20 protein-coding genes are annotated in these 21,079 nt (G+C 73.6%); 3 read left to right on the top strand and 17 right to left on the bottom strand.

The window, feature by feature from the left end; all coding sequences use genetic code 11:
* Nucleotides 1–3: 3 nt before the first annotated feature.
* From ACZ501_RS25040 to ACZ501_RS25100, 13 genes are all read right to left on the bottom strand, one after another.
* Nucleotides 4–642 carry a phosphorylase family protein gene (locus ACZ501_RS25040; protein ID WP_362460360.1) on the bottom strand — a complete coding sequence of 213 codons (639 nt, stop codon included), beginning with the start codon at nt 640–642 and terminating at the stop codon, nt 4–6.
* Complete coding sequence (shc, locus tag ACZ501_RS25045; RefSeq protein WP_362460363.1) at nt 642–2,681, bottom strand: squalene--hopene cyclase; 2,040 nt, start codon at nt 2,679–2,681, stop codon at nt 642–644. The genes ACZ501_RS25040 and shc overlap by 1 nt, the downstream gene beginning before the upstream one ends.
* A 112-nt stretch (nt 2,682–2,793) precedes the next feature.
* Entirely contained in the window at nt 2,794–3,894 is a 1,101-nt protein-coding gene (locus ACZ501_RS25050) for a polyprenyl synthetase family protein (protein WP_468798210.1), read from the bottom strand.
* Nucleotides 3,895–3,950: 56 nt separating this feature from the next.
* Entirely contained in the window at nt 3,951–5,345 is a 1,395-nt protein-coding gene (gene hpnE, locus ACZ501_RS25055; RefSeq protein WP_468798213.1) for a hydroxysqualene dehydroxylase HpnE, read from the bottom strand.
* Between the two features lie 70 nt (nt 5,346–5,415).
* Nucleotides 5,416–6,366, bottom strand: a complete 951-nt coding sequence (hpnD, locus tag ACZ501_RS25060; RefSeq protein WP_468798217.1) for a presqualene diphosphate synthase HpnD — start codon at nt 6,364–6,366, stop codon at nt 5,416–5,418.
* Nucleotides 6,363–7,292, bottom strand: coding sequence for a squalene synthase HpnC (gene hpnC, locus ACZ501_RS25065; RefSeq protein ID WP_361608361.1), 930 nt, complete (start codon nt 7,290–7,292; stop codon nt 6,363–6,365). Before hpnC ends, hpnD begins: the two co-directional genes overlap by 4 nt.
* 405 nt (nt 7,293–7,697) lie before the next feature.
* Nucleotides 7,698–8,480: an ABC transporter ATP-binding protein gene (locus ACZ501_RS25070; RefSeq protein ID WP_361608347.1), complete on the bottom strand. Its 783-nt coding sequence runs from the start codon at nt 8,478–8,480 to the stop codon at nt 7,698–7,700.
* Nucleotides 8,473–9,402 (bottom strand): ABC transporter permease, encoded by a 930-nt coding sequence (locus ACZ501_RS25075; protein WP_361608349.1) that lies wholly within the window; start codon nt 9,400–9,402, stop codon nt 8,473–8,475. Before ACZ501_RS25075 ends, ACZ501_RS25070 begins: the two co-directional genes overlap by 8 nt.
* A 96-nt stretch (nt 9,403–9,498) precedes the next feature.
* Nucleotides 9,499–10,371, bottom strand: coding sequence for a glycosyltransferase family 2 protein (locus tag ACZ501_RS25080; protein ID WP_468798673.1), 873 nt, complete (start codon nt 10,369–10,371; stop codon nt 9,499–9,501).
* Nucleotides 10,372–10,379: 8 nt separating this feature from the next.
* Complete coding sequence (locus ACZ501_RS25085) at nt 10,380–11,159, bottom strand: CDP-alcohol phosphatidyltransferase family protein (protein WP_361608353.1); 780 nt, start codon at nt 11,157–11,159, stop codon at nt 10,380–10,382.
* Nucleotides 11,137–12,198 carry an iron-containing alcohol dehydrogenase family protein gene (locus ACZ501_RS25090; RefSeq protein ID WP_361608355.1) on the bottom strand — a complete coding sequence of 354 codons (1,062 nt, stop codon included), beginning with the start codon at nt 12,196–12,198 and terminating at the stop codon, nt 11,137–11,139. The genes ACZ501_RS25085 and ACZ501_RS25090 overlap by 23 nt, the downstream gene beginning before the upstream one ends.
* The gene (locus ACZ501_RS25095) at nt 12,186–12,938 is read right to left on the bottom strand and encodes a phosphocholine cytidylyltransferase family protein (protein ID WP_361608357.1); all 753 of its coding nucleotides are present in this window, start codon (nt 12,936–12,938) and stop codon (nt 12,186–12,188) included. Before ACZ501_RS25095 ends, ACZ501_RS25090 begins: the two co-directional genes overlap by 13 nt.
* Nucleotides 12,935–14,707: a DUF5941 domain-containing protein gene (locus ACZ501_RS25100; protein ID WP_468798676.1), complete on the bottom strand. Its 1,773-nt coding sequence runs from the start codon at nt 14,705–14,707 to the stop codon at nt 12,935–12,937. Before ACZ501_RS25100 ends, ACZ501_RS25095 begins: the two co-directional genes overlap by 4 nt.
* Nucleotides 14,708–15,120: 413 nt before the next feature.
* Here ACZ501_RS25100 and ACZ501_RS25105 point away from each other — a divergent pair, with 413 nt between their 5' ends.
* Nucleotides 15,121–16,371, top strand: a complete 1,251-nt coding sequence (locus ACZ501_RS25105) for a GNAT family N-acetyltransferase (protein ID WP_468798679.1) — start codon at nt 15,121–15,123, stop codon at nt 16,369–16,371.
* 131 nt (nt 16,372–16,502) lie between these two features.
* A complete protein-coding gene (idi, locus tag ACZ501_RS25110; RefSeq protein WP_361611005.1) occupies nt 16,503–17,105 on the top strand; it encodes an isopentenyl-diphosphate Delta-isomerase in 603 nt (200 codons plus the stop codon).
* Nucleotides 17,106–17,165: 60 nt separating this feature from the next.
* Here idi and ACZ501_RS25115 read toward each other — a convergent pair whose 3' ends face one another.
* Together ACZ501_RS25115 and ACZ501_RS25120 are read right to left on the bottom strand one after the other, a co-directional pair.
* Nucleotides 17,166–17,690 (bottom strand): ATP-binding protein, encoded by a 525-nt coding sequence (locus ACZ501_RS25115; RefSeq protein ID WP_468798220.1) that lies wholly within the window; start codon nt 17,688–17,690, stop codon nt 17,166–17,168.
* A 130-nt stretch (nt 17,691–17,820) separates the two neighbouring features.
* Entirely contained in the window at nt 17,821–18,471 is a 651-nt protein-coding gene (locus ACZ501_RS25120) for an HdeD family acid-resistance protein (RefSeq protein ID WP_468798223.1), read from the bottom strand.
* A gap of 80 nt (nt 18,472–18,551) precedes the next feature.
* Here ACZ501_RS25120 and ACZ501_RS25125 point away from each other — a divergent pair, with 80 nt between their 5' ends.
* Nucleotides 18,552–19,301 carry an enoyl-CoA hydratase/isomerase family protein gene (locus tag ACZ501_RS25125; RefSeq protein ID WP_468798226.1) on the top strand — a complete coding sequence of 250 codons (750 nt, stop codon included), beginning with the start codon at nt 18,552–18,554 and terminating at the stop codon, nt 19,299–19,301.
* Here the strand turns inward: ACZ501_RS25125 and ACZ501_RS25130 are convergent.
* Together ACZ501_RS25130 and ACZ501_RS25135 are read right to left on the bottom strand one after the other, a co-directional pair.
* On the bottom strand, nt 19,276–19,914 hold the full coding sequence (locus ACZ501_RS25130; RefSeq protein ID WP_468798229.1) for a DJ-1/PfpI family protein: 639 nt from the start codon (nt 19,912–19,914) through the stop codon (nt 19,276–19,278). The two genes, ACZ501_RS25125 and ACZ501_RS25130, sit on opposite strands and share 26 nt — an antisense overlap.
* 111 nt (nt 19,915–20,025) lie before the next feature.
* Nucleotides 20,026–20,991 (bottom strand): GlxA family transcriptional regulator, encoded by a 966-nt coding sequence (locus ACZ501_RS25135; protein ID WP_468798232.1) that lies wholly within the window; start codon nt 20,989–20,991, stop codon nt 20,026–20,028.
* Between the last annotated feature and the right edge of the window lie 88 nt (nt 20,992–21,079).

Consider the following 21,079-nt stretch of genomic DNA (forward strand, 5'->3'; position numbering starts at 1 on the left):
GGTTCACCTCCTGGGGAGCAGTAACGAACGGTGCCATTCGTGGAACGCGGGCAGTAGGGCGCGCAGGACACGGAAGGCAGATATTCCACCCCGTACCGTGCCGATGCGGACGAGCTCGTGCTCCGGAGCGTCCACGACCACCCGGACGGCGGCAACGGGACGGCCCGGTGCTGCGGCGGTCCACAGGGTGGCCGCGGACTCCATGTCGACGGCGACGGCGCCGGTCGCGCGCAGCTGCGCGCGCTCCTGGCCGCGTACGACGTGGTCGGAGCCGGTCAGAGCGCCGGTGTGCACGGTCCGGCCGGGGACGGCACGGGCCAGGGCGCCGGCGAGCAGGGCGGTCCCGGTGCAGGTGACCACCCCGCGGGGGTCGCGGGTCTCCTCGGCGACGACCAGGTCCCCGGGGTGCATGCCGGGGACCAGGCCGGCGCAGAAACCGGTGGCGAGGACGGCCGCGCGGCGCATCCCGGGCCGCTCCAGGGCCCGGGCGACGGCCCGCTCGGCCGCGCGGGGGCCCATGCCGGTGCGCAGCAGGGCGCCGGGTACGGGTCCGGCGCGGCCCGCGCTGCGCAGGGCCGCCTGCTCGATGCGCAGGGCGCAGGCGACCAGCAGGGGCGGCGGGGGCTCCGCTGCGGCGGGCATCAGGACCCCCCGGCCGCGGCGGGGTGCCTGCGCCCGGGGCCGAACGGTTCTCCGTGGAGGTACCGGCCGAGGGCAGTGAGCGGGAACACCTGCCGGTAGAGGTGGTAGTTGATGGAGAAGTCCCAGGGGAAGCCGGTGCCGGTGAAGTACGGCTCGTCCCACGTGCCGTCGGGGTGCTGGGTCCGCACCAGGTACGCCAGTCCCCGCTCGACGGCCCGGCTCTCGCGCTCCCCCGCCGACAGCAGGGCCATCAGCGCCCACGCGGTCTGCGAGGCGGTCGAGGCGCCCTTCCCGGCCCAGGAGGGGTCCTGGTAGGAGCGCTGGTCCTCGCCCCAGCCGCCGTCCTCGTTCTGTACGGATTCCAGCCAGCGCACGGCCCGCCGGAGGGCGGGGTGCGCGGGTGCGAACCCGGCGGCGGTGAGGGCCGGGACCACGGAGCCCGTCCCGTAGACGTAGTTGGTGCCCCAGCGGCCGAACCAGGAGCCGTCGGGCTCCTGTTCGGCCAGCAGCCAGGCGATGCCCCGCCGGGCGCGGGGGTCGGCGGCCCGGCCCTCCGCGGCGAGCATCTCCACCACGTGGGCGGTGACGTCCGCCGAGGGCGGGTCGATGACCTCGCCGAAGTCGCAGAAGGGCAGCCGGTTGGGGAAGGGGCTGGTGTTGTCGGCGTCGAAGGCGGCCCAGGCGCCGTTCTTCGACTGCATCCCGACGGTCCAGGACACCCCGCGGGCGATGGCGGCCTCGACCTTCGCCGGTTCGGGGTGGCGGATGCGGCGCAGGGCCAGGACCACCTCGGCGGTGTCGTCGATGTCGGGGTAGTTGTCGTTGTGGAACTCGAAGGCCCAGCCGCCGGGTTCGAGGGCGGGCCGGCGGACGGCCCAATCGCCGGGGCGGCGGATCTCCTCGCCGAGCATCCAGTCGGCGGCCCGGACCAGCGCCGGATGGTCGGGGGGCAGGCCCGCGTCGGCCAGGGCGATGGCGGCGAGGCAGGTGTCCCAGACCGGGGACTGGCAGGCCTCGACCATCCGGGCGCCGTCCTCGCGCCAGACGGTGAAGCGGTCGAGGGATTCCAGCCCGGCCCGCATCACCGGGTGCTCCAGGTCGTAGCCGAGCAGGTGCAGGGCGATGACCGAGTACACGGCGGGCGGCTGGATGCCGCCCCAGCAGCCGTCGTTCTCCTGGCGTTCGATGATCCAGCGGGCGGCGGAGTCCATGGCCGCCTTGCGCAGCCGGCGCGGGGCGAAGCGCCGGTAGAGGTGCAGGGCCTTGTCCATCCGCTGGAAGGCCCCGTCCCAGCTGGCCAGCGGCGCGGGGGGCGCGGCCGGGTTCGGGTCGCGCGCGTCGGTGTGAAGTTCGTCGAGCGCGAAGGGCGCGGGGCGGACGGGCCGCAGGGCGGAGACGACGGTGAGCGGGACGATCGTCTGGCGGGCCCAGCAGCCGAAGTCGTAGATGTTGAGCGGCATCCAGGAGGGCAGGAAGACCAGCTCGGGCGGGAGCTCCGGCAGGTGCTCCCAGTTCCACCAGCCGAACAGGGCCAGCCAGATGCGGGTGAAGACCCGCGCGGCGGCGATGCCGCCGTGGGCCCGGATCCAGGCCGAGGCGCGGGCCATGTGCGGGGCGTCGGGCGGGTCGCCGGCCAGGCGCAGGGCGACGTACGCCTCGACGGTGGCGGAGAGTTCGGGCGGTCCGCCGTGGAAGGTGGCCCAGGTGCCGTCGGCGTTCTGCTCGCCGCGGATGAACAGGGCGGCGGCGTGGGTGACGGCTTCGTCGCGGATGCCGAGGAACTGCCGCAGCAGCAGGTCCTCCGCGTCCATGGTGACGTTGGTCTGGAGGTCGCCCTTCCACCAGCCGGCCGGGTCCTGGCGGGCGAGCAGCTCGCCGATGGCCCGGTCGGCGGCCTGCCGGACGTCCCGCAGCAGGCCGGATTCACCGGCGGGCGCGGCGGCGGCGAGGGCGGCCACGGCGCCCATGGCCGGCGCGCTCTCGTGTCGTGGATCCGCGCCGTCGGTCGTCGCACCGCCGCCGTCGGTCGTCGCTGTCATGGCTTCCCCTTCGTACAGTGCTTCGGCTGTGCCCGGGTCTGCCGTCGGCCGGGGGCCCTAAGGGGCGCCTCCGGCCGGCGACTCGCGATTCATATCCACATTTCGGCGATGGTCACCTCTTGCGCACGACGACGAAGTCGGCGAGGGCGACGAGCTGCTCGCGCACGCGCTGCGGCATGTCGACCTCGTCGAGCGCGCGGATGGCGACGGCGTGCTGGCGGCGCGCCTCGTCGGCGGTCCACTGGCGGCCGCCGGCGGCCTCGATGAGCGCGGCGCGGTGGGCGAACTCCTCCTCGGAGAAGTTCTCGAAGTCGTTGCTCTTGGCGTCCGCCGCGAGCAGCGTCGCGAGCTCCTCACATGCGGGTCCGCCCGCCGCGAGGGCCGCGACGACGGGCAGGGACTTCTTGCGCTGGCGCAGGTCGCTCCAGGTCTGCTTGCCCGTGGACTCCGGGTCGCCCCAGATGCCGAGGAGGTCGTCGACGGCCTGGAAGGCGAGGCCGAGGTGGTAGCCGTACTCCTCCAGCTTGTCGGCGGTGCGGTCGTCGGCGCCGCCCAGCACGGCGCCGATGGACACCGCGCACGCGAGCAGGGCTCCGGTCTTGTTCCCCTCCATCTCGAGGCATTCCTCGACGCTGACGCGCTCGCGGTGCTCGTACGAGATGTCCTGGGCCTGGCCGTCGATGAGCTTGCGGCTGGCGGTGGTCAGGCGGCGGGTGGCACGCCCGGCCTCGACGGTGCCGAGTTCCAGCAGCACCTCGTTGGCGAGGGCGAACAGGGCGTCGCCGACCAGGATGGCGAGGGCGGGGCCGTGCACCTTCCACACCGTGTCGCGGTGGCGGCGCTGCTCGTCGCCGTCCATCAGGTCGTCGTGCAGCAGCGAGAAGTTGTGGACGAGCTCGACGGCGACGGCCCCGGGGACGCCGACCTCGGCTGCGGCGCCGGCCGCCTCGGCGGACAGCAGCGCCAGGGCGGGGCGCACGGCCTTGCCGCCGTCGCCGTCCGCCGCGTTGCCCTGGGCGTCGATCCAGCCGAAGTGGTAGGCGGCGACGGTGTCCATGGGCGCCGCGAGCCGGCTCACCGCCGCGCGGAGCACGGGCGTCGACAGCGTGCGGCCGCGTTCCAGGAGGGCGAGGGTGTCGGCCTTCTCCACTCCCCCTCCGGCTGCGCCCGTGCCGGCATCCGTGTTCTCGACAGCCGGGTTCCCCGGGTTCACTGGCTCTCCTCTGGTTCCTGTACGTGCTGTGCCGGTGGTGCTGGTGGTCGTGGTGCTCATACCGCCTCCTGCAGCGGGTGTTCGCGGGGGCGGCCGAGAGCGGCCAGCGCGGCGTGGGCCGCGCCCAGACCGCTGCGGACGGCGCTCTCCATGGTCGCGGGCCAGCCGGTGGCGGTCCACGCACCGGCGAGGTAGAGGCCCGGCGTGTCGGTGCGGGGGCCGGGGCGCAGCCGGCCGACGCCGGGGCTGGGGGCGAAGGTGGCGGTCCGCTCGCGGGTGACGAAGAAGTCCCGTACCTTCGCGCCGCGGGCGGCCGGCAGCAGCCGTTCCAGCTCGGGCAGGTAGGTGGCGCGCAGGACGGAGACGGGCTCGTCGATGTCGTCCTGGGCGGCCGACTGGGACAGGGCCAGGTACTGGCCGCCGTCGGTGAGTCCGGAGGCGTCGGTGCGGTCGAAGACCCACTGGACGGGAGTGCCGAGCGCGGCGAAGAAGGGCTGCTTGAGCACCTTGCGGTCGTACACGACGTGGACGTTGAGGATGGGGGCGGTGCCGATGTCGAGGAGCTTGTCGGGGTCGGCCAGCGCTCCGGGGGGCAGCAGGGCGTGCGCCTCGCGCTGCGGGACGGCGAAGACGACGGTGCCCGCCTCCAGGGACTCGCCCTCGGTGTCGACCCGCCAGCTCCCGTCGCCGGTACGGGAGACGGCGGTGACGCGGGCGCGCAGTTCGGTGCGTACGCCGGCGGCGTCGAGGGCCTTGCGGGCGAGGGTGTCGTGCAGGTCGCCGAGCGGGACCCTGGCCCAGCCGATGTCGGCGGCGCCGTTCTCGGAGAGCAGGCCGGTCTTGAAGACCATGGCGGCCAGGCCCAGCGAGCACCGGTCGGCGGTGGCGTTGAGGGTGGCGATGCCGACGAGGTCCCACAGGGCCTCGACGGTGCGCCGGGACTGCCCGTGGCGGGCGAGCCAGGTGGCGAAGTCGAGGCCGTCGAGCGCCGGGTCGGCGGGGTCGAGCCGGCGCAGCGCGAGGGCGGCGCGTCCGACGGCCAGCCGCTCGGGGAGGGAGAGGTGCGGGTAGGCGGCCAGTGAGGCGGCCAGGTGCAGGGGCACGGGCAGGGCGCTGCGGCGCAGCCGGCCGAGGCGGGGGCCGCCGGGGTGGGCCGCGTCGAGGACGGGTACGTCGAGCCGGTCCTGGAGCGGGGCGAGGGCCGCGCCGTCGACCCGGTCGAGGAACCACCGGTAGGCGGTGCAGCAGCGCAGGTAGACGTGCTGGCCGTTGTCGACGGTCAGGTCGCCGCGCTTGAAGGAGAACGCGAGCCCGCCGAGGCGCGGGCGCCCTTCGAGGAGGGTGACCCGCAGCCCGGCGTCGGCGAGTTCGAGCGCGGCCGTGACGCCCGCGAGTCCGCCGCCGATGACGACGGCGCGGCGGTCGTTCCCGGCGGTCGCGCCGGCGCTCATGAGGCCTCCCGTGTGGTGCGGCGGCCCGCCGGGCCGGGGTGCGGCACGGCCGGGGTCGTGGTCGGGGGCATCAGGTGCGCCTCCGGGTGCTCTGGCGGGAGACGGTGCGGGCGTCGAGGCCGGACAGGCCGCGCACGGCCACGTACGCCTTCTCGTGGGTCGGCAGCGAGACGCGCCCGCGCAGCACCGCCTCGGGTTCGCGCTCGATGCGGTCCAGGAGGCGGCGGTAGATGCCGGCCATCGCGGCGACGCAGGCGCCGCTGCGCCGGTCGAGCATCGGCAGGAGCCGGTATCCCTCGGCGAACAGGGCCCGCGCGCGCCGCACTTCGTGGTGCACGAGCCCGGCGAAGTCGGCGCCCGCCGGCATCCGGCCGGCCCCGAAGCCTTCGGAGCAGCCGAACTTGGCGAGGTCCTCGGCGGGCAGGTAGGTGCGTCCGTTGCCGGCGTCCTCGCGGACGTCGCGCAGGATGTTGGTGAGCTGGAGGGCCAGGCCCAGGGTGTCGGCGTACTCGTCGGCGCGGTCCGCGGGGCCCACGGTGCCGAACACGCCGAGCGAGAGCCGTCCGATGGCGCCGGCCACGCAGCGGCAGTAGGCCTGGAGGTCCTCCCAGGTCTCGTACTCCTCGCCGCGTACGTCCATCAGGACGCCGTCGATGAGTTCGTCGAGGCCGCCGAGCGGGATGGGGAAGCGGCGCGCGGCGTGGGCGAGGGCGACGGCGACCGGGTCGGTGTCGTCCTCGTCGACCTCCTCGGCGCGGATCCGGCCGAGCAGGGCGCGGGTCTCCTCCAGCCGGGCCAGCTTGGCCGCGGGCTGGAGGGGGCCGTCGCCGATGTCGTCGACGCGCCGCGAGAAGGCGTACAGCGCGGACATGGCGTGCCGCTTGTCGGTGGGCAGCAGCCGGATGCCGTACGCGAAGTTGCGCGCCTGGGTGCCGGTGACGGCCTCGCAGTAGCTGTAGGCCGCGAGGACCTGGGCGGACGGTGCTGACGCGTGTGCGGGGCCCTCCACGTTCGGGCTCACCTCTTTCTCGGCGCTGTACGCAGGACGGCGGCCACCTCGCGGAGCAGGAGGCTCCGGGTGGGCTTGGGCGGGCCGGGCAGCACGTCGAAGCCGACGGCGGAGATCGCTCGCAGGGCGGCGCGCCCCCCTCCCACGAATCCCGCGAGCAACAGCCGTAGCCTGCCGTGGACGCTACCCACGAGCGGGGTGCCTTCATTCAGGAGATCGCGCGTGCGTTCGGCCTCGAAGGCGATCAGGGCGCGTACGGACGCTCCGGCGGACGGGGCCTTGAGGTCGGCCTCGGCGACGTGGAAGCGGCGCATGTCCTCGGCCGGGAGGTAGATCCGGTCGCGGCCGAGGTCCTCGGTGACGTCCTGAAGGTGTTCGGCGATCTGCAGGGCGGTGCACACGGCGTCGGAGCGGCGGATGCGCTCGGGGGTGCTGGTGCCGGTGAGGGAGAGCACGAGGCGTCCGACCGGGTTGGCGGACAGTTCGCAGTACGCGAGGAGTTCGCCGTACGTCTCGTAGCGGCTGACCCGCTGGTCCTGGCGGTTGGCCTCGATGAGCCCGAGGAAGGGTTCGGGGGTGAGGCCGCGCTCGCGCACGACGGGTTGCAGGGCCAGCAGCAGGGGGTGGCGCGGGGGGCCGTCGGAGCCGCCGAAGACGCGCAGCAGGTCGGCCTCGAAGGCGTCGAGCATGGCGGGCCGGTCGTCGGCGGCGGCCGGGTCGAGGCCGAGGAGCACGGCGTCGCGGCCGCCGGGGGCGAGGTCGCCGTCGCCGATGTCGTCGACCAGGCGGGCGTACCCGTAGACCGCCATGAGGCCCTCGCGCCAGGCGCGCGGGAGGAAGGCGGGGGCGACGGGGAAGTTCTCCGCCGCGGCCTTGTCGAGGGTGGCCCGCGCGGGGAGCGGGTCGGGGGTGCCTGCGCCGGCCGGCGCGGGACGGATGCCGTGCCCGGGGGTCACCGCCCGCCGCCCGGGGCGGGGACGGCCGCTGTGCCTGGGGGCCGGAGAATTCCCGTAGCCATTGCCGTCACGTCTCCCGTTCTACACTGCCGACCCAAGTCATCCTATTTCGGACACGCCGCCGGACCTTACCCGGGGGTATCCCCACGGGGCCGGCTGCGGGGAATCGTCCCCTCTTGGCGCGATTGAGAACTGGTCCAGCTTACGCTGTACAACGCCGCGGGAGCCTTCGGGGTGCTCCTCCGCGCCCCGGAATGTCGGCCGCCCGCTCCGGAAGCTCCCGCTCCGCCCGTTCGCCCGCGCACCGCCGCCGCCCGCCCCCATGGCGAGGCCCCCGCCGCGGTGAGCGGCAGGGGCCTGCGGGCCGGAGCGGGGGGGACCCGCGGGTCAGTGGCCGCTGGCCTTCTCGTACGCCGAGACCACTTCCTCGGTGGGCCCGTCCATCAGGAGTTCGCCCTTCTCCAGCCACAGGACGCGGCTGCAGGTGTCGCGGATGGACTTGTTGTTGTGGCTCACCAGGAAGACCGTGCCGGCCTTCTCCCGCAGCTCGCGGATGCGGTTCTCCGAGCGCACCTGGAAGCTGCGGTCACCGGTGGCCAGCGCCTCGTCGATCATCAGGACGTCGTGGTCCTTGGCGGCGGCGATGGAGAACCGCAGGCGCGCGGCCATGCCGGAGGAATAGGTGCGCATGGGCAGGGAGATGAAGTCGCCCTTCTCGTTGATCCCCGAGAAGTCGACGATGTCCTGGTAGCGCTCCTTGATCTGCTCGCGGGTCATGCCCATCGCGAGACCGCCGAGGACGACGTTGCGCTCGCCGGTGAGGTCGTTCATCAGCGCGGCGTTCACGCCCAGCAGGGAGGGCTGGCCGTCGGTGTAGACCTTGCCGGACTCGCAGGGCAGCAGGCCCGCGATGGCGCGCAGCAGGGTCGACTTGCCGGAGCCGTTGGAGCCGATGAGGCCGATGGCCTCGCCGCGGTACGCCGTGAAGGAGACGCCCCGGACGGCGTGGACCCGGCGGACGCCCGGGGCGTCGCCCTTGCCCCGGCGGAGGATCTTGCTCAGCGCGGCGGTGGCACTGCCCTTGCCGGAGCTGCCCGTGTTGACGCGGTACACGATGTGCACCTCGTCCGCGATGACGGTGGGGACGCGCCCCGGGGTGTTGTCAGCCACGGCCGTAACGCTCCTCAGCCTTCCAGAAGTACACGAAGCCGCCGATGCCGATCACGACGGCCCAGCCGACGGCGAAGGCCCAGACGTGCGGCGGGAGGTTCTCCCGGCCGTAGCCGTCGATCATCGCGAAGCGGACCAGGTCCATATAGATGGCGGCGGGGTTCCACTGGAGCGCGTCCGCGATCCACGCGGGCCGGTCCTTCAGCATCTCGCTGATGGAGAACATCACGCCGGAGGCGTACATCCACGTACGGGTGAGGAAGGGCATCAGCTGCGCGAGGTCGGGGGTCTTGGACCCCATGCGCGCGAACACCAGCGCGAGCCCGGTGTTGAAGACGAACTGCAGCACCAGCGTCGGGATGACCAGCAGCCACGACAGCCGCGGGTAGTTCCCGAAGGCCACGGCGACGACGACCACGACGATCATCGAGTACAGGAGCTGCTGGAGCTGCTGCATCGAGAAGGAGATCGGCAGGGAGGCGCGCGGGAAGTGCAGGGCGCGCACCAGGCCGAGGTTGCCGGGGATCGCCCGGACGCCGGCCATCAGCGAGCTCTGGGTGAAGGTGAAGACGAAGATGCCCATCACCAGGAAGGGGATGTAGACCCCCTTCTCCATGCCGCGGCCCGCGTTCAGGATGAGGCCGAAGATCAGGTAGTAGACCAGGGCGTTGAGCAGGGGGGTCGCCACCTGCCACACCTGGCCCAGCTTGGCCTGGCTGTACTGCGCCACCAGCTTGGCCCGCGAGAAGGCCATGATGAAGTGGCGCCGACCCCAGAGCTGCCGCACGTATCCGCCCAGGCTGGGCCGCGCGCCACTGACGGACAGGCCGTACTTCCTGGCGAGCTCCGCGGGGCTGAGCCCCGCGTCGTCGGACGGCGGCTTGCTCGTGGCGAGGGCGCCGTCGTGGGTTGTGTCACTCACAAGTTGAAACTTTCCGTCTTCAAGATGCGGCAGGAGGGGCATCGGGGCTGGAACGCCGGACCCGTGGTGGGGCCCATGGTCCCAGACGCGAGCTTGTCAGATGACAGGCGGTCGGCCCAGCCGCGTCAGCCGCCAGACCGTACGCCACCTCATCGGACGCCGGGGGCCGCAGGGGGTGGTCCAGCCCTCCTTGAACCCGCCGAACCAGGCCTTGAGCGCCGGCACGGAGGGCCTGCGGACGAGCGTCAGCGCGAGCCAGACGCCCAGGTAGACCGGGACCAGCGGGGCGGGCAGGTTGCGGCGGGCGAGCCACACCCGGTTACGGGCCACCATACGGTGGTAGACCGCGTGCCGGGAGGGAGCCGTCGCCGGGTGGAGCAGCACCATGTCCGCCCGGTAGTCGATCAGCCACCCGGCGTCGAGCGCCCGCCAGGCCAGATCGGTCTCCTCGTGGGCGTAGAAGAACTCCCCGGGCAGTGTCCCGACCTGCTCGAACACCTTCGTGCGGACGGCGTTGGCGCCGCCCAGGAAGGTGGTCACGCGGGAGGAGCGCATCGGGTCCGAGGCGCGCAGCCGGGGCACGTGGCGGCGCTGGGTGGTGCCGGTCTCCGGATCGGCGATGCGGAAGCTGACGATCCCCAGCCGCGGGTCCCGGGCGAAGGCCTGCCGGCACAGCTCGGCGGTGTCGGTGCGCTCCAGGAGGCCGTCGTCGTCGAGGAACAGCAGGGCGTCCACGTCGGTGCCGCCGGGCCCGAAGGCCTCGATGCCGGCGTTGCGGCCGCCGGGGATGCCCAGGTTCTCGGGCAGCTCGACGGTGCGCACGCCCTCCGGGAGGCCGGGGACCTGCACGCCCTGGCCGACGACGACCACCTCGACGGGGTCGCCCTCCTGCCGGGCGACCGATTCGAGGAGCGCCTTCAGCTCGTCGGGGCGGTTGCCCATGGTGATGATCACGGCGCCCAGCCGCATCGGCGTCGTCACTTGAGCCTGCTGGAGGCCAGGATCGACACCAGGTGCAGCAGGGTCTGCAGCAGCGCGATGCCGGCCAGCACGGCGACGCCGAGCCGGGTGAAGAACAGGTCTCCCCGGATCTGGTCCACGACGGCGAGCGCGAGGATCAGCAGGGAGGCCTCGATGCCGAGGACCAGGCGGTGGAACTTGAGCGCGGCGGCGGCCCGGCGGGCGAGCGCCATGCCGGAGGAGCGCGGCTCCGCGGCGGACTCCTGGACCACGGGCTTGCCGGCCTGGTGCCGGGCGACGCCGACGAGGTCCGTCTCGGCCTTGATCAGAATCGCACCGAGGGCGGCGAGGGTTCCCAGGAAGGCCCACAGCCAGTCGATTCGGCCCCCGCCCCACAGGTCGGCGGCGCGCAGGCCGAAGCCGACGAGGACGGCCGCGTCACACAGGTAGGCGCCGACCCGGTCCAGGTAGACCCCGGAGAGCGAGAACTGCTTCTTCCAGCGGGCGACCTCGCCGTCGACGCAGTCGAGCAGCAGGTACAGCTGGACCGCGACCACACCGAGGACGGCCCCGGGCACGCCCGGCACCAGCAGCGCCGGGGCGGCGAGGACGCCGGCGAGGGTCATCACGTACGTCAGCTGGTTGGGCGTGACGCGGGTGGTGACCAGGAGCCGGGTGATGCGCAGCGAGACCTCGCGCATGTACAGGCGGCCGCCCCAGTGCTCGCCACTGCGCCGGTCCTTGACGCCCGGCGGGTGAACGACGGGCCGGAGTTCAGCTACGGATGGTCTGGGCATAGTCGGCGTAAGCGTCCCTGATCTCGGCTGCGGACAGGTTGAGGTGCTCCAGGACCGTGAAGCGTCCCGGGCGGGTTTGGGGGGCGTACTCGACGGCGGCGACGAACTCGTCCACGCTGAACCCGATCTCCTCGGGCAGCACGGGCAGGCCGTGGCGGCGCAGGACCTCCGTGAACAGGCCGGACTGTTCTGCGGCCCCGCGCAGGTGCATGGCGAAGGCGGCGCCGATGCCGACCTGCTCGCCGTGCAGCGCGGAGCGCCCCGGGTAGAGCAGGTCGAAGGCGTGGCTGATCTCGTGGCAGGCGCCGGAGGAGGGACGGCTGTCCCCGCTGATCGACATCGCGATGCCGGAGAGGACGAGGGCCTCGGACAGCACGGTGAGGAACTCGTCGTCGCCGCATCCGCCGGGGTGGCGCAGTACGGACTCGCCGGCGGTGCGGGCCATGGCGGCGGCCAGGCCGTCGACGGCCTCGCCGGTGACGCGGTGCGAGAGCTCCCAGTCGGCGATGGCCGAGATGTTGGAGATCGCGTCGCCGACGCCGGCGCGGATGAAGCGGGTCGGGGCCTCGCGGATCACGTCGAGGTCGATGACCATCGCGATCGGCGTGGGCACGCCGTACGAACCGCGGCCGTTGTCGTTGTCCAGGATGGACACCGGGGAGCAGATGCCGTCGTGGGAGAGGTTGGTGGCGACGGCCACCATGGGCAGGCCGACCCGCGCCGCGGCGTACTTCGCCACGTCGATGATCTTCCCGCCGCCCAGCCCGACGACGGCGTCGTAGCGGCGGCCCTTTATGTCGTCGGCCAGCTTGACCGCCGAGTCGATGGTGCCGTCGACGACCGGGTACCAGTCGGCGAGCGGCAGGGCCGGCTCCAGACGGGCGCGCAGCGCCTGCCCGGAGCCCCCGCTGATCGCGACCGCGAGCCGGCCGGACGCGGAGATCCGCTGGTCGGCGAGGATGCCGTCCAGCTTGTCCATCGCGCCGCGGCTGATGTCGACGACGACCGGCGAGGGGATCAGCCGCGTCAGTACTGGCATGCGATCGTCCGGCCCTTGGCGAGGTCGTCGTGGTTGTCGATCTCGACCCACATCACGTCGCCGATGGGGGCAACGTCGATGGTGAAGCCGTCGTCGACGAGCTGCTGGTAGCCGTCCTCGTAGTAGAGGTCGGGGTCCCGCTCGAAGGTGGTCTTCAGGGCCTCCGCGAGCTGCTCGGCGGCCTCGGGCTCGATGAGGGTGACTCCGATGTACTCGCCGGTGGCGTCGGCGGGGTCCATCAGTTTGGTGATCTTCCGCACGCCCTGCCCGTCGGCGGTGACGACCTTCATCTCCTCGTCGGCCAGGTTCTTGACCGTGTCCAGGGCGAGGATGATCTTCTGGCCGTTGCCGCGGGCGGCGAGCAGGGTCTTCTCGACGGAGACGGGGTGGACGGTGTCGCCGTTGGCCAGGATCACGCCCTGCTTGAGGACGTCACGCGCGCACCACAGGGAGTAGGCGTTGTTCCACTCCTCGGCCTTGTCGTTGTCGATCAGCGTGATCGTGACGCCGTACTTGGCCTCCAGGGCCTCGCGGCGCGCGTAGACGGCTTCCTTGCGGTAGCCGACGACGATCGCCACCTCGGTGAGGCCGACCTCGGCGAAGTTGCCGAGGGTGAGGTCGAGGACGGTGAGGCTTTCCTCGTCGCCTTCGGGGCCGACGGGCACGAGGGCCTTGGGCAGGGTGTCGGTGTAGGGACGCAGGCGGCGTCCGGCACCGGCAGCGAGGACGAGGCCGATCATGCTGGTTCTCCTTCGTCATGTACGGCGGGTGCCCCGGAGGAGACCCAGAAGCGGATGCTCTCCACGAGCACCACGAGTGCCACGAACACGGCCAGGGCCGTGAACGCGACGGGGAGCGTGTCACGGGGCAGGACGGCGGCCAGGACCACGGCCAGCAGGACCCGGCCGTCCTGCCCGCCGATCGTCCACACCAGCCACCTGGGCGGCGCGCCGGAGCCGCCGCGGATGCGGTAGACCGTGTCGTAGTGATGGTAGGCGACCGCCGCGACCAGTCCGAATGCGGCGGGAAGCGCCCCGGGGACGTCGGCGCGCGCGGCGAGCGCCAGCACGGTCACGTACTCGGCGCAGCGGAACACCGGCGGGATGAGCCAGTCGAGCGCCCCCTTGAGCGGGCGGGAGACCGCCGCGCCCGCGGCTATGACGTAGAACACCGCGGATCCGATCAGCGCGGCGGTGCCGAACGGGCGCACCGCGGCGTCGCCGATGACCAGGAGGGTGCCGATGAGGGCCATCGCCAGGGGTGCGACGGGCCGCCCCTTGGCCAGGCCCGTGCCGATCGGGGCCAGCGGCCCGCAGTCGGCGAGGTCGGCCAGGGCCTGGGCGGCCCGGTCGGTCCTCTGCGCCTTGCGGGTCAGGGAGCGCAGCACCCGGCCGGCGGTGGTGTAGAGGGCGCCGAAGGCGCAGCCGACGAGCAGGGCGTAGAACACGGTCCGGGGGCTGGTGACCGCGGTCAGCACCGCGATCATGGCCCACCGCTCGCCGATCGGCAGGATGATCATCCGCCGGACCCAGACCGTCCAGCCGACGCTGTCGAGCCTGTCGGACAGGGCGGCCGTCGGGCTCGTGTTGGCGGTCGCGTCGTGGTTGGCCTCGTTGAACGCGAAGTCCACGACGTGGCGGCAGGTCATCAGGATCATCGCGCCGAGGGCGAGGGCCCACACGTCGTCGCCGTTCGCGGCCGCGCCGAGCGCGAGGCCCGCGTAGAAGGAGTACTCCTTCGCGCGGTCGAAGGTGGCGTCCAGCCAGGCGCCCATCGTCGAGTACTGGAGCGAGTAGCGGGCGAGCTGCCCGTCGGTGCAGTCCAGGACGAAGGAGACGAGCAGCAGCACGCCGGCGGTGACGTAGCCCCAGCGCTCCCCGGTGGCGGCGCAGCCCGCCGCGATCAGCGCGGTGATCAGGGAGGCGGTGGTGACCTGGTTCGGGGTCAGGCCGCGGCGCGCGCACCACCGGGCGATGTAGCGCGAGTAGGGGCTGATGAAGAAGGTGGTGAAGAAGCCGTCGCGGGACTTCACCGCGGTGCGCAGGCGTACGGCCTCGTCGTCCACGGCCGCGACCGCGGCGAGGGCGTCGGCGCGCTGTGCCTCCCCGTCCGGCACGGCCGCCACGAGGCTGCCGAGCTCGGGTCGCTGGACGGTGGTCCCGGCGGCCTCCACGGCTGCGGCGAGCCGGTCCGCGTAGGGGCCGGGGCCGGCCGGGGCCAGGGCGGCCGCCTCGTCGAGGGCCGCGCGGGCCCCCGCCTGGACGGCGAGGGCGCCGGTCACGGCGCAGGCGTCGAAGCGCGGGTCGGTCAGCGCGAGGCGCAGCGCGTGCGGGTGGCCGACGAAGCCGCTGTCGACGACGGCCACCCGCTCCCCGGCCGGTACTGCGGCGAGGGCGGTGGCGGTGTCCTGAGGGCCGGTGACCGGGCGCACGTCGAACCCGAGCGACCGGAGCTCGTCCTGGAGCGGTGATCCGGGTACCGGCGGGCCGGTGAGGATGACGGTCGGCAGACGAACTCACTCCTTGCGACGGACATTCCCGACGGCCGGGGGCCCGGTGGGGCGGCGGCAGCACGTCGGCAGGGCTGTCGGCAGAGGCTATCGGATGATTGGAAGGGCGCATCCACCAGCTGTTCAGGACGATTAAGGCCCCTTTGGCCCGGGTGTTAGGGTGGACGCCGGCGTCCACGGGTCACGTGGCGCGCCCACGAGGGCCGAAGCGGAAAGAGGTGGGTCGATGACCGTCGCAGTGGCCGCTGCCGTGCGCAGCGGACTCCGGTACGTCCCCGTTTCCTTCCGGGCGTCCGGCCGGCTCTGATCCCACCCGGGTCTGATCCCACCCGGGGCGGTCCCCGTCGGCCGTAGCCCCCGTTCAAGGGTTCACGTTGACCGACCACACCACTTCATCGTCCTTCGACGCCTTCATGGAGCTGCACCGCGGGCTGCCGCGGCAGTCCCCCGGTTCCGACGCCTCCACCCGGCACCTGCTCTCCCTGTGCGGACCGCTGCCCGAGCGGCCCCGCGTCCTCGACCTGGGCTGCGGCCCGGGCCGCAGCGCCCTGCTGCTCGCCGCCGAGGCGGGCGGGGCGGGCCGCGCCGAGGTGACCGCCGTCGACCTCTACGAGCCGTTCCTCGACGAACTGCGCCCGGCCGCCGCCGCCCACGGGCTCACCGGCCGGGTCCGCGCCGTGCGCGCGGACATCGGCGCGCTGCCCTCCGCCGCGTTCGCGGACGGCTCCTTCGACCTGGTGTGGGCCGAGGGCAGCGCGTACCTCCTCGGCTTCGACCGGGCCCTCACCGAGTGGAAGCGCCTGCTCGCCCCCGGCGGCCGGCTCGTGCTGAGCGAGTGCGAGTGGACCGCCGAGGAGCCCTCGGCCGGGGCCCGGGCCTTCTGGGACCCGCGGTACCCGCTGCGCTCCACCGCCCGCAACGTCGCGGCGGCCCAGGCCGCCGGGTACCGGGTGCTGGGCACCCGCCTCCAGCCCGACTCCGACTGGGCCGAGTACTACGGCCCGCTCGGCGAGCGGGTCCGGGCGGCCCAGCCGGCCACCGCGGCCGAGGAGGCCGCGCTGGGCCTCGTACGCGAGGAGCTCGCCGTACGGGAGCGGCACGGCCGCGAGTACGGGTACACGGGCTTCGTCCTGGCCCCGGTCGGCGCCGGGGACGGGGGCCGCTGGCGGGTCCGCCCGGAGACGGCGGCCGACGCGGCGGCCGTACGGGCCGTCAACCTGGCGGCGTTCGAGACCCCGCTGGAGGCTGATCTCGTGGACGCGCTGCGCTCCGACGCGACGGCCTGGCTGCCGGGGCTGTCGTACGTGGCCGAGGGCCCGGACGGGTCGGTGGCGGCGCACGCCCTGCTGACCCGGTGCGCGGTGGACGGGGTGCCCGCCCTGGCCCTCGCGCCGGTGGCCGCCGATCCCGCGGTCCAGCGCTCGGGCGCCGGCAGTGCCGTCGTACGGGCGCTGCTGGCGGCGGCGCGCGCGAGGGGGGAGGCGCTGGTGCTGGTCCTCGGACATCCCTCGTACTACCCGCGCTTCGGGTTCGTGGCCGCTTCGCGGTTCGGGATCCGGGCGCCCTTCGAGGTGCCGGACGCGGCGATGATGGCCCTGGTGCTGGACGATTCCGTTCCGGTGCCGGCGGGCACGATCACGTATCCGGCCCCGTTCGGGGTCTGACCGCCGAGCCCGGTGTCCGCCCCCCGCCGTCTACCACGCGGCGGGGGGCGGACATGCGCGGATCGCCGAAGTGGGGACAAGCCCCTTTTGTACGGCAGACTGAAGGCCGAAGTCCGAAGCGAAGGATGGGTATGCCGACCACACCAGCCACCGACGCCACCCGCAGCGCGTCCGCCGGCACCGGCGCTCGAGAACCGATCATGCTCGAACTGGTCGACGAGTCCGGCAACACCATCGGCACGGCGGAGAAGCTCTCCGCACACCAGGCGCCCGGCCTGTTGCACCGGGCGTTCTCCGTGTTCCTCTTCGACCAGCAGGGCCGCCTGCTGCTCCAGCAGCGCGCCCTCGGGAAGTACCACTCCCCCGGCGTCTGGTCGAACACCTGCTGCGGTCACCCCTACCCGGGGGAGTCGCCGTTCGCGGCGGCGGCCCGGCGCACCCACGAGGAGCTCGGGCTCTCGCCCGCCCTGCTCGCGGAGGCGGGGACCGTCCGCTACAACCACCCGGACCCCGCGTCCGGGCTGGTGGAGCAGGAGTACAACCACCTGTTCGTGGGACTTGCCCAGGCCTCGCCGCAGCCGGATCCGGAGGAGGTCGGCGCCACCGCCTTCGTCACGGCCGGGGAACTGGCGAAGCGGCACGCGGAGCAGCCGTTCTCGGCCTGGTTCATGACGGTGCTGGACGCGGCGCGGCCCGCGATCCGCGAGCTGACCGGCGACGCGGCCGGCTGGTAGCCGCTACGCCGTTCGTCCGCGGAGGCCCCGGGTCCTCGGCGCCCGCCGGGGGTCCGGTGCTCAGAGCCGGGGGCCGGGGAGCGGCAGGGCCGCCCAGATCACCTTGCCGCCCGTCGCGGTGTGCTCGACGTCGCACACCCCGCCGGCCTCCCGGGTGATCTCCCGGACCAGCAGCAGGCCCCGGCCGCCGGTCTGGCCGAAGTCGGCCTCCAGCGCCTTGGGCCGGTACGGGTGGTTGTCCTCGACGGCCACCCGTACCCACTCCCGGCCCACCGCCACCTCGACGGCGACCTCCGGGGAGAGCAGGGCCGCGTGCCGGACCGAGTTCGTCACCAGCTCGGAGACGATCAGCAGCAGGGAGTACACGAGGTCCTGCTGGGCCGGCACCCCCTGGCGGCCGAGGAGCTCCCGGACCGCGCGGCGGGCCTGCGGAACGGATTCTTCTACCGCGGGCGCGGTGAAGCGCCACACTCCCTCATAAGCGAGGGGGTCGGCCGGAGCCGACGCCTCACCTCCCCGGGCCGGCGGGACGCTCCCGCTGTCGTTCATCTTGCCGCCCCCGTCTTCGCGCTCGATCGTCTCCACAGGGCAAGAGTGGGGAACAGCCTGGTCCGGACCGCGCCGCTGACCAGAAGTCAGCGGCAATCGGACGCTTTCTGACCGTCGGCTTATGACAGAGTCAGTTGTTGGTCCCTTCCTGATCCGGTCCGGCCCCCTACTCGGCCGCCTTCCCCGCCCCGTCCGACGCACCCGGCGTGTCCTTCCCGTCATCGTCCCTGACCAGGCCGAGGATCCGGCGGGCACCCATGCCCAGCCCCACCAGGCTGAGACCGTCGAACAGCAGGGCGAGCGAGAAGAACGTTCCGATCACGTACGGGCTGTTGCCGGGCCAGCCGAACAGGATCAGGATGCCCAGCAGCAGCCCGAAGGCGCCCTGGACCAGCGCGATCCCGAAGTTGGCGCCGCGCACCACCAGGGCGCCGGCGAGACGGAAGACCCCGCCGGTGAGGAAGAGCAGGGCCGCGAACATGGTCAGCGCCTCGGCGCTCGCCTCCGGGCGGCGCAGGATCACGAAGCCCGCGGCCAGGTTGACCGCGGCGACGATGACGGCGAGCCAGAAGTAGTTGCTCTTGCGTGACTGCACGGCCTGCGCCAGGCCGACCACTCCGCCGAGGAGCAGCAGCCAGCCGAAGAGGAACATCGACGTCAGGGTGGCGAAGCCGGTGTAGGCGAGGCCCACCAGGCCGGCCACGACGAGGACCACCCCGAGCAGGGCCAGCAGTCCGAAGCCGCGGTTCAGCTCCTTCGTCTCCTGCTGCTTCGGGTCCCGCTTCTTCGCGTCGCGCTTGCTGCGGTCGGCGCGCATGGACGTGCCACCTCCTCGGCACCCCCCGGGTCGGACTCCCCTTGATCGTAGGATCGGCCGACCGGGATAGCATCCGGCGCATGGACTCAGCCCTCCACCATTCGGTCGCCGACGGGGTCGCCACCGTCGTCATCTCGCACCCCGCGAAGCGGAACGCCATGACCGCCTCGATGTGGCGGGCCCTGCCGGAGCTGCTGGCGCAGCTGGCCGACGACTCGGCCGTCCGGGTGATGGTGCTGACCGGGGACGGCCCGACCTTCTGTGCGGGGGCCGACATCTCCTCGCTCACCGGCAAGGAGGATCCGCAGGCCCTGGCGGTGGCGGCGGAGGAGGCCCTGGCGGCCTTCCCGAAGCCGACGGTGGCGGCGATCCGGGGGTTCTGCGTGGGCGGCGGAAGCCAGCTGGCGGCGGCGTGCGACCTGCGGTTCGCCGAGGAGGGTGCGTCGTTCGGGGTGACCCCGGCGAAGCTGGGCATCGTCTACCCGGCGTCTTCCACCCGGCGGCTGGCCTCGGTGGTCGGCCCGGCGTGGGCGAAGTACCTGCTGTACTCGGCGGAGCTGATCGGGGCGGAGACGGCCCTGCGGGCCGGGTTCCTGAACGAGCTGCTGCCGGCGGGGCGGCTGGAGGAGCGGGTGGCCGCGTTCGCGCGCGTCCTGACCGCCCGCTCGCAGCTGACGCAGGCCGCCGCCAAGGAGTTCGCGGACGGCCGCACCGACCGGGACGCGTACTGGTCGGAGCAGGCCGCCGCGAGCGGCGACACCGCCGAGGGCGTCGCCGCGTTCCTGGAGCGGCGGGCTCCGGACTTCAGCTGGCGCCCGTCAGCGGGTTAGCGGCGCGCAGCCGGGCGACGAGCTCGGCCGGGGCCTTCTCCGGGGAGCCGGCGTCGTACGGCGGCTGGGGGTCGTACTCGCACATCAGCTGCACGGTCCGGGCGTACTCGTCCCCCGCGATCCGGCCGACGAGGCCGAGGCCCATGTCGAGGCCGGAGGAGACCCCGGCGGCGGTGACGTACTTGCCGTCGAAGACCACCCGCTCGCCGGTGGGCTCCGCGCCGAAGGGGACCAGCCGGTCGAGGTAGAGCCAGTGGCTGGTCGCCCGCCGCCCCCGGAGCAGTCCGGCGGCGGCCAGCAGGAGCGAGCCGGTACAGACGGAGGTGGTCCACGTGGTGGTGGCGTCGACGGCGCGGAGCCAGTCGAGCACGGCGGCGTTCTCCATCTCCACCTCGGGGTGCGGCCCGCCGGGCACGATGACGACGTCCGGCCGCGTCACCTCGTCGAGCCCCTTCTCGGCGACGAGCCCGAGCATGCCGTTGTCCGTCCGCACGGGGCCGGGGCGCTCGGAGACGAACACGGTCTCGGCGCCGGGGACGCGGCTGAGGGTCTCGTAGGGCCCGACGGCGTCGAGCGCGGTGAAACGGTCGTAGAGCAGTACGGCGATCTGCATGGCTCCTCCGGAGCGGTAGGCCGCCCCCGGTCGTGGGGCGGAAGCGTGTGTCGTGCCGCCGCTCGCACGGCGGTGTCGGCCTCCGGCCCGCGGCCCGGGGTGGGCGGGGCGTCAGAAGGGCACGCGGCCGAAGCGGCGGCGGTACTCGGCCGGGGGCTGGCCCAGGGTCTTGACGAAGGCCCGCCGCAGGGCCTCCGGCGTCCCGTAACCGCACGTCCGCGCGATCTGCGCGATCCCCTCCCCGCTCTCCTCCAGCAGACGCCGCGCGTGCTCCAACCGCACCCGCTCGACGTACCGCCCCGGCGTCACCCCCGTCTCCGCCTGGAAGGCCCGCGCGAAGTGGCGCGGCGACAGCGCGGCCCGCGCCGCCAGGGCCTCCACGCTCAGGTCCGCGTCCGGATGCTCGGTGATCCACTGCTGTACGTCGCGCAGCGGCTCCCGCCTCGCGGTCTGCGCCGCCAGCTGCGCGCTGAACTGCGCCTGGTTCCCGGGCCTGCGCAGGAACACCACCAGGTGCCGGGCGATCAGCAGCGCCGCGTCCCGCCCGAAGTCCTCCTCCACCAGCGCCAGCGCGAGGTCGATCCCGGCGGTGACCCCGGCCGAGGTGGCGACGGGGCCGTCCCGCACGTAGATGGGGTCGGGTTCCACCGACACCCGGGGGTAGCTGCGGGCCATCCGCTCGCACACGGACCAGTGCGAGGTGGCCCGCCGCCCGTCCAGCAGCCCCGCCTCGGCGAGCAGCAGGCCCCCGGTGCACACGGACACCAACCGGCCCGCGCGACCCCCGTACGCGCGCAGCCAGTCGGTGAGCCGCGGCTCGAAGGTCCCCGTGTAGCGGCCCCCCGGCACGAGCAGCGTGGTCCCCGGGCCGGGGCGGGCCTCCTCCAGCTCCCCGTCGGGCAGCAGGGTCAGCCCGCTGCTGGTCCGTACCGGCGCACCCCCCAGTGAGACGGTACGGATCGCGTACCCCTCTCCCCCCGGGCGCCGGCTGGCTCCGTCGAAGACCTCGACGGGGCCGGTCACGTCGAGGCTCTGGACCCCGTCGTAGAGGACGACGAGCACGTTCAGCGGTGGCATGCCCCCATCCTGTGATCCCGGCCGGATGGCCGCAATGACGCGCAGCCCACCCATCCGGACACGCCCCCGGCGCGGGATGGGATCCTTG

This window comes from Streptomyces sp. NPDC034085 (assembly GCF_055575555.1).

Excerpts from the sequence above, each read along its gene's own strand:
- ACZ501_RS25125 (WP_468798226.1), top strand. The coding sequence starts at position 18,552 with ATGGACTCAGCCCTCCACCATTCGGTCGCCGACGGGGTCGCCACCGTC.
- ACZ501_RS25085 (WP_361608353.1), bottom strand. The coding sequence starts at position 11,159 with ATGCCCAGACCATCCGTAGCTGAACTCCGGCCCGTCGTTCACCCGCCG.
- shc (WP_362460363.1), bottom strand. The coding sequence starts at position 2,681 with ATGACAGCGACGACCGACGGCGGCGGTGCGACGACCGACGGCGCGGAT.
- ACZ501_RS25120 (WP_468798223.1), bottom strand. The coding sequence starts at position 18,471 with ATGCGCGCCGACCGCAGCAAGCGCGACGCGAAGAAGCGGGACCCGAAG.
- ACZ501_RS25105 (WP_468798679.1), top strand. The coding sequence starts at position 15,121 with ATGGAGCTGCACCGCGGGCTGCCGCGGCAGTCCCCCGGTTCCGACGCC.
- ACZ501_RS25130 (WP_468798229.1), bottom strand. The coding sequence starts at position 19,914 with ATGCAGATCGCCGTACTGCTCTACGACCGTTTCACCGCGCTCGACGCC.
- ACZ501_RS25095 (WP_361608357.1), bottom strand. The coding sequence starts at position 12,938 with ATGATCGGCCTCGTCCTCGCTGCCGGTGCCGGACGCCGCCTGCGTCCC.
- ACZ501_RS25040 (WP_362460360.1), bottom strand. The coding sequence starts at position 642 with ATGCCCGCCGCAGCGGAGCCCCCGCCGCCCCTGCTGGTCGCCTGCGCC.
- ACZ501_RS25090 (WP_361608355.1), bottom strand. The coding sequence starts at position 12,198 with ATGCCAGTACTGACGCGGCTGATCCCCTCGCCGGTCGTCGTCGACATC.
- hpnE (WP_468798213.1), bottom strand. The coding sequence starts at position 5,345 with ATGAGCGCCGGCGCGACCGCCGGGAACGACCGCCGCGCCGTCGTCATC.
- ACZ501_RS25080 (WP_468798673.1), bottom strand. The coding sequence starts at position 10,371 with ATGCGGCTGGGCGCCGTGATCATCACCATGGGCAACCGCCCCGACGAG.
- idi (WP_361611005.1), top strand. The coding sequence starts at position 16,503 with ATGCCGACCACACCAGCCACCGACGCCACCCGCAGCGCGTCCGCCGGC.
- ACZ501_RS25135 (WP_468798232.1), bottom strand. The coding sequence starts at position 20,991 with ATGCCACCGCTGAACGTGCTCGTCGTCCTCTACGACGGGGTCCAGAGC.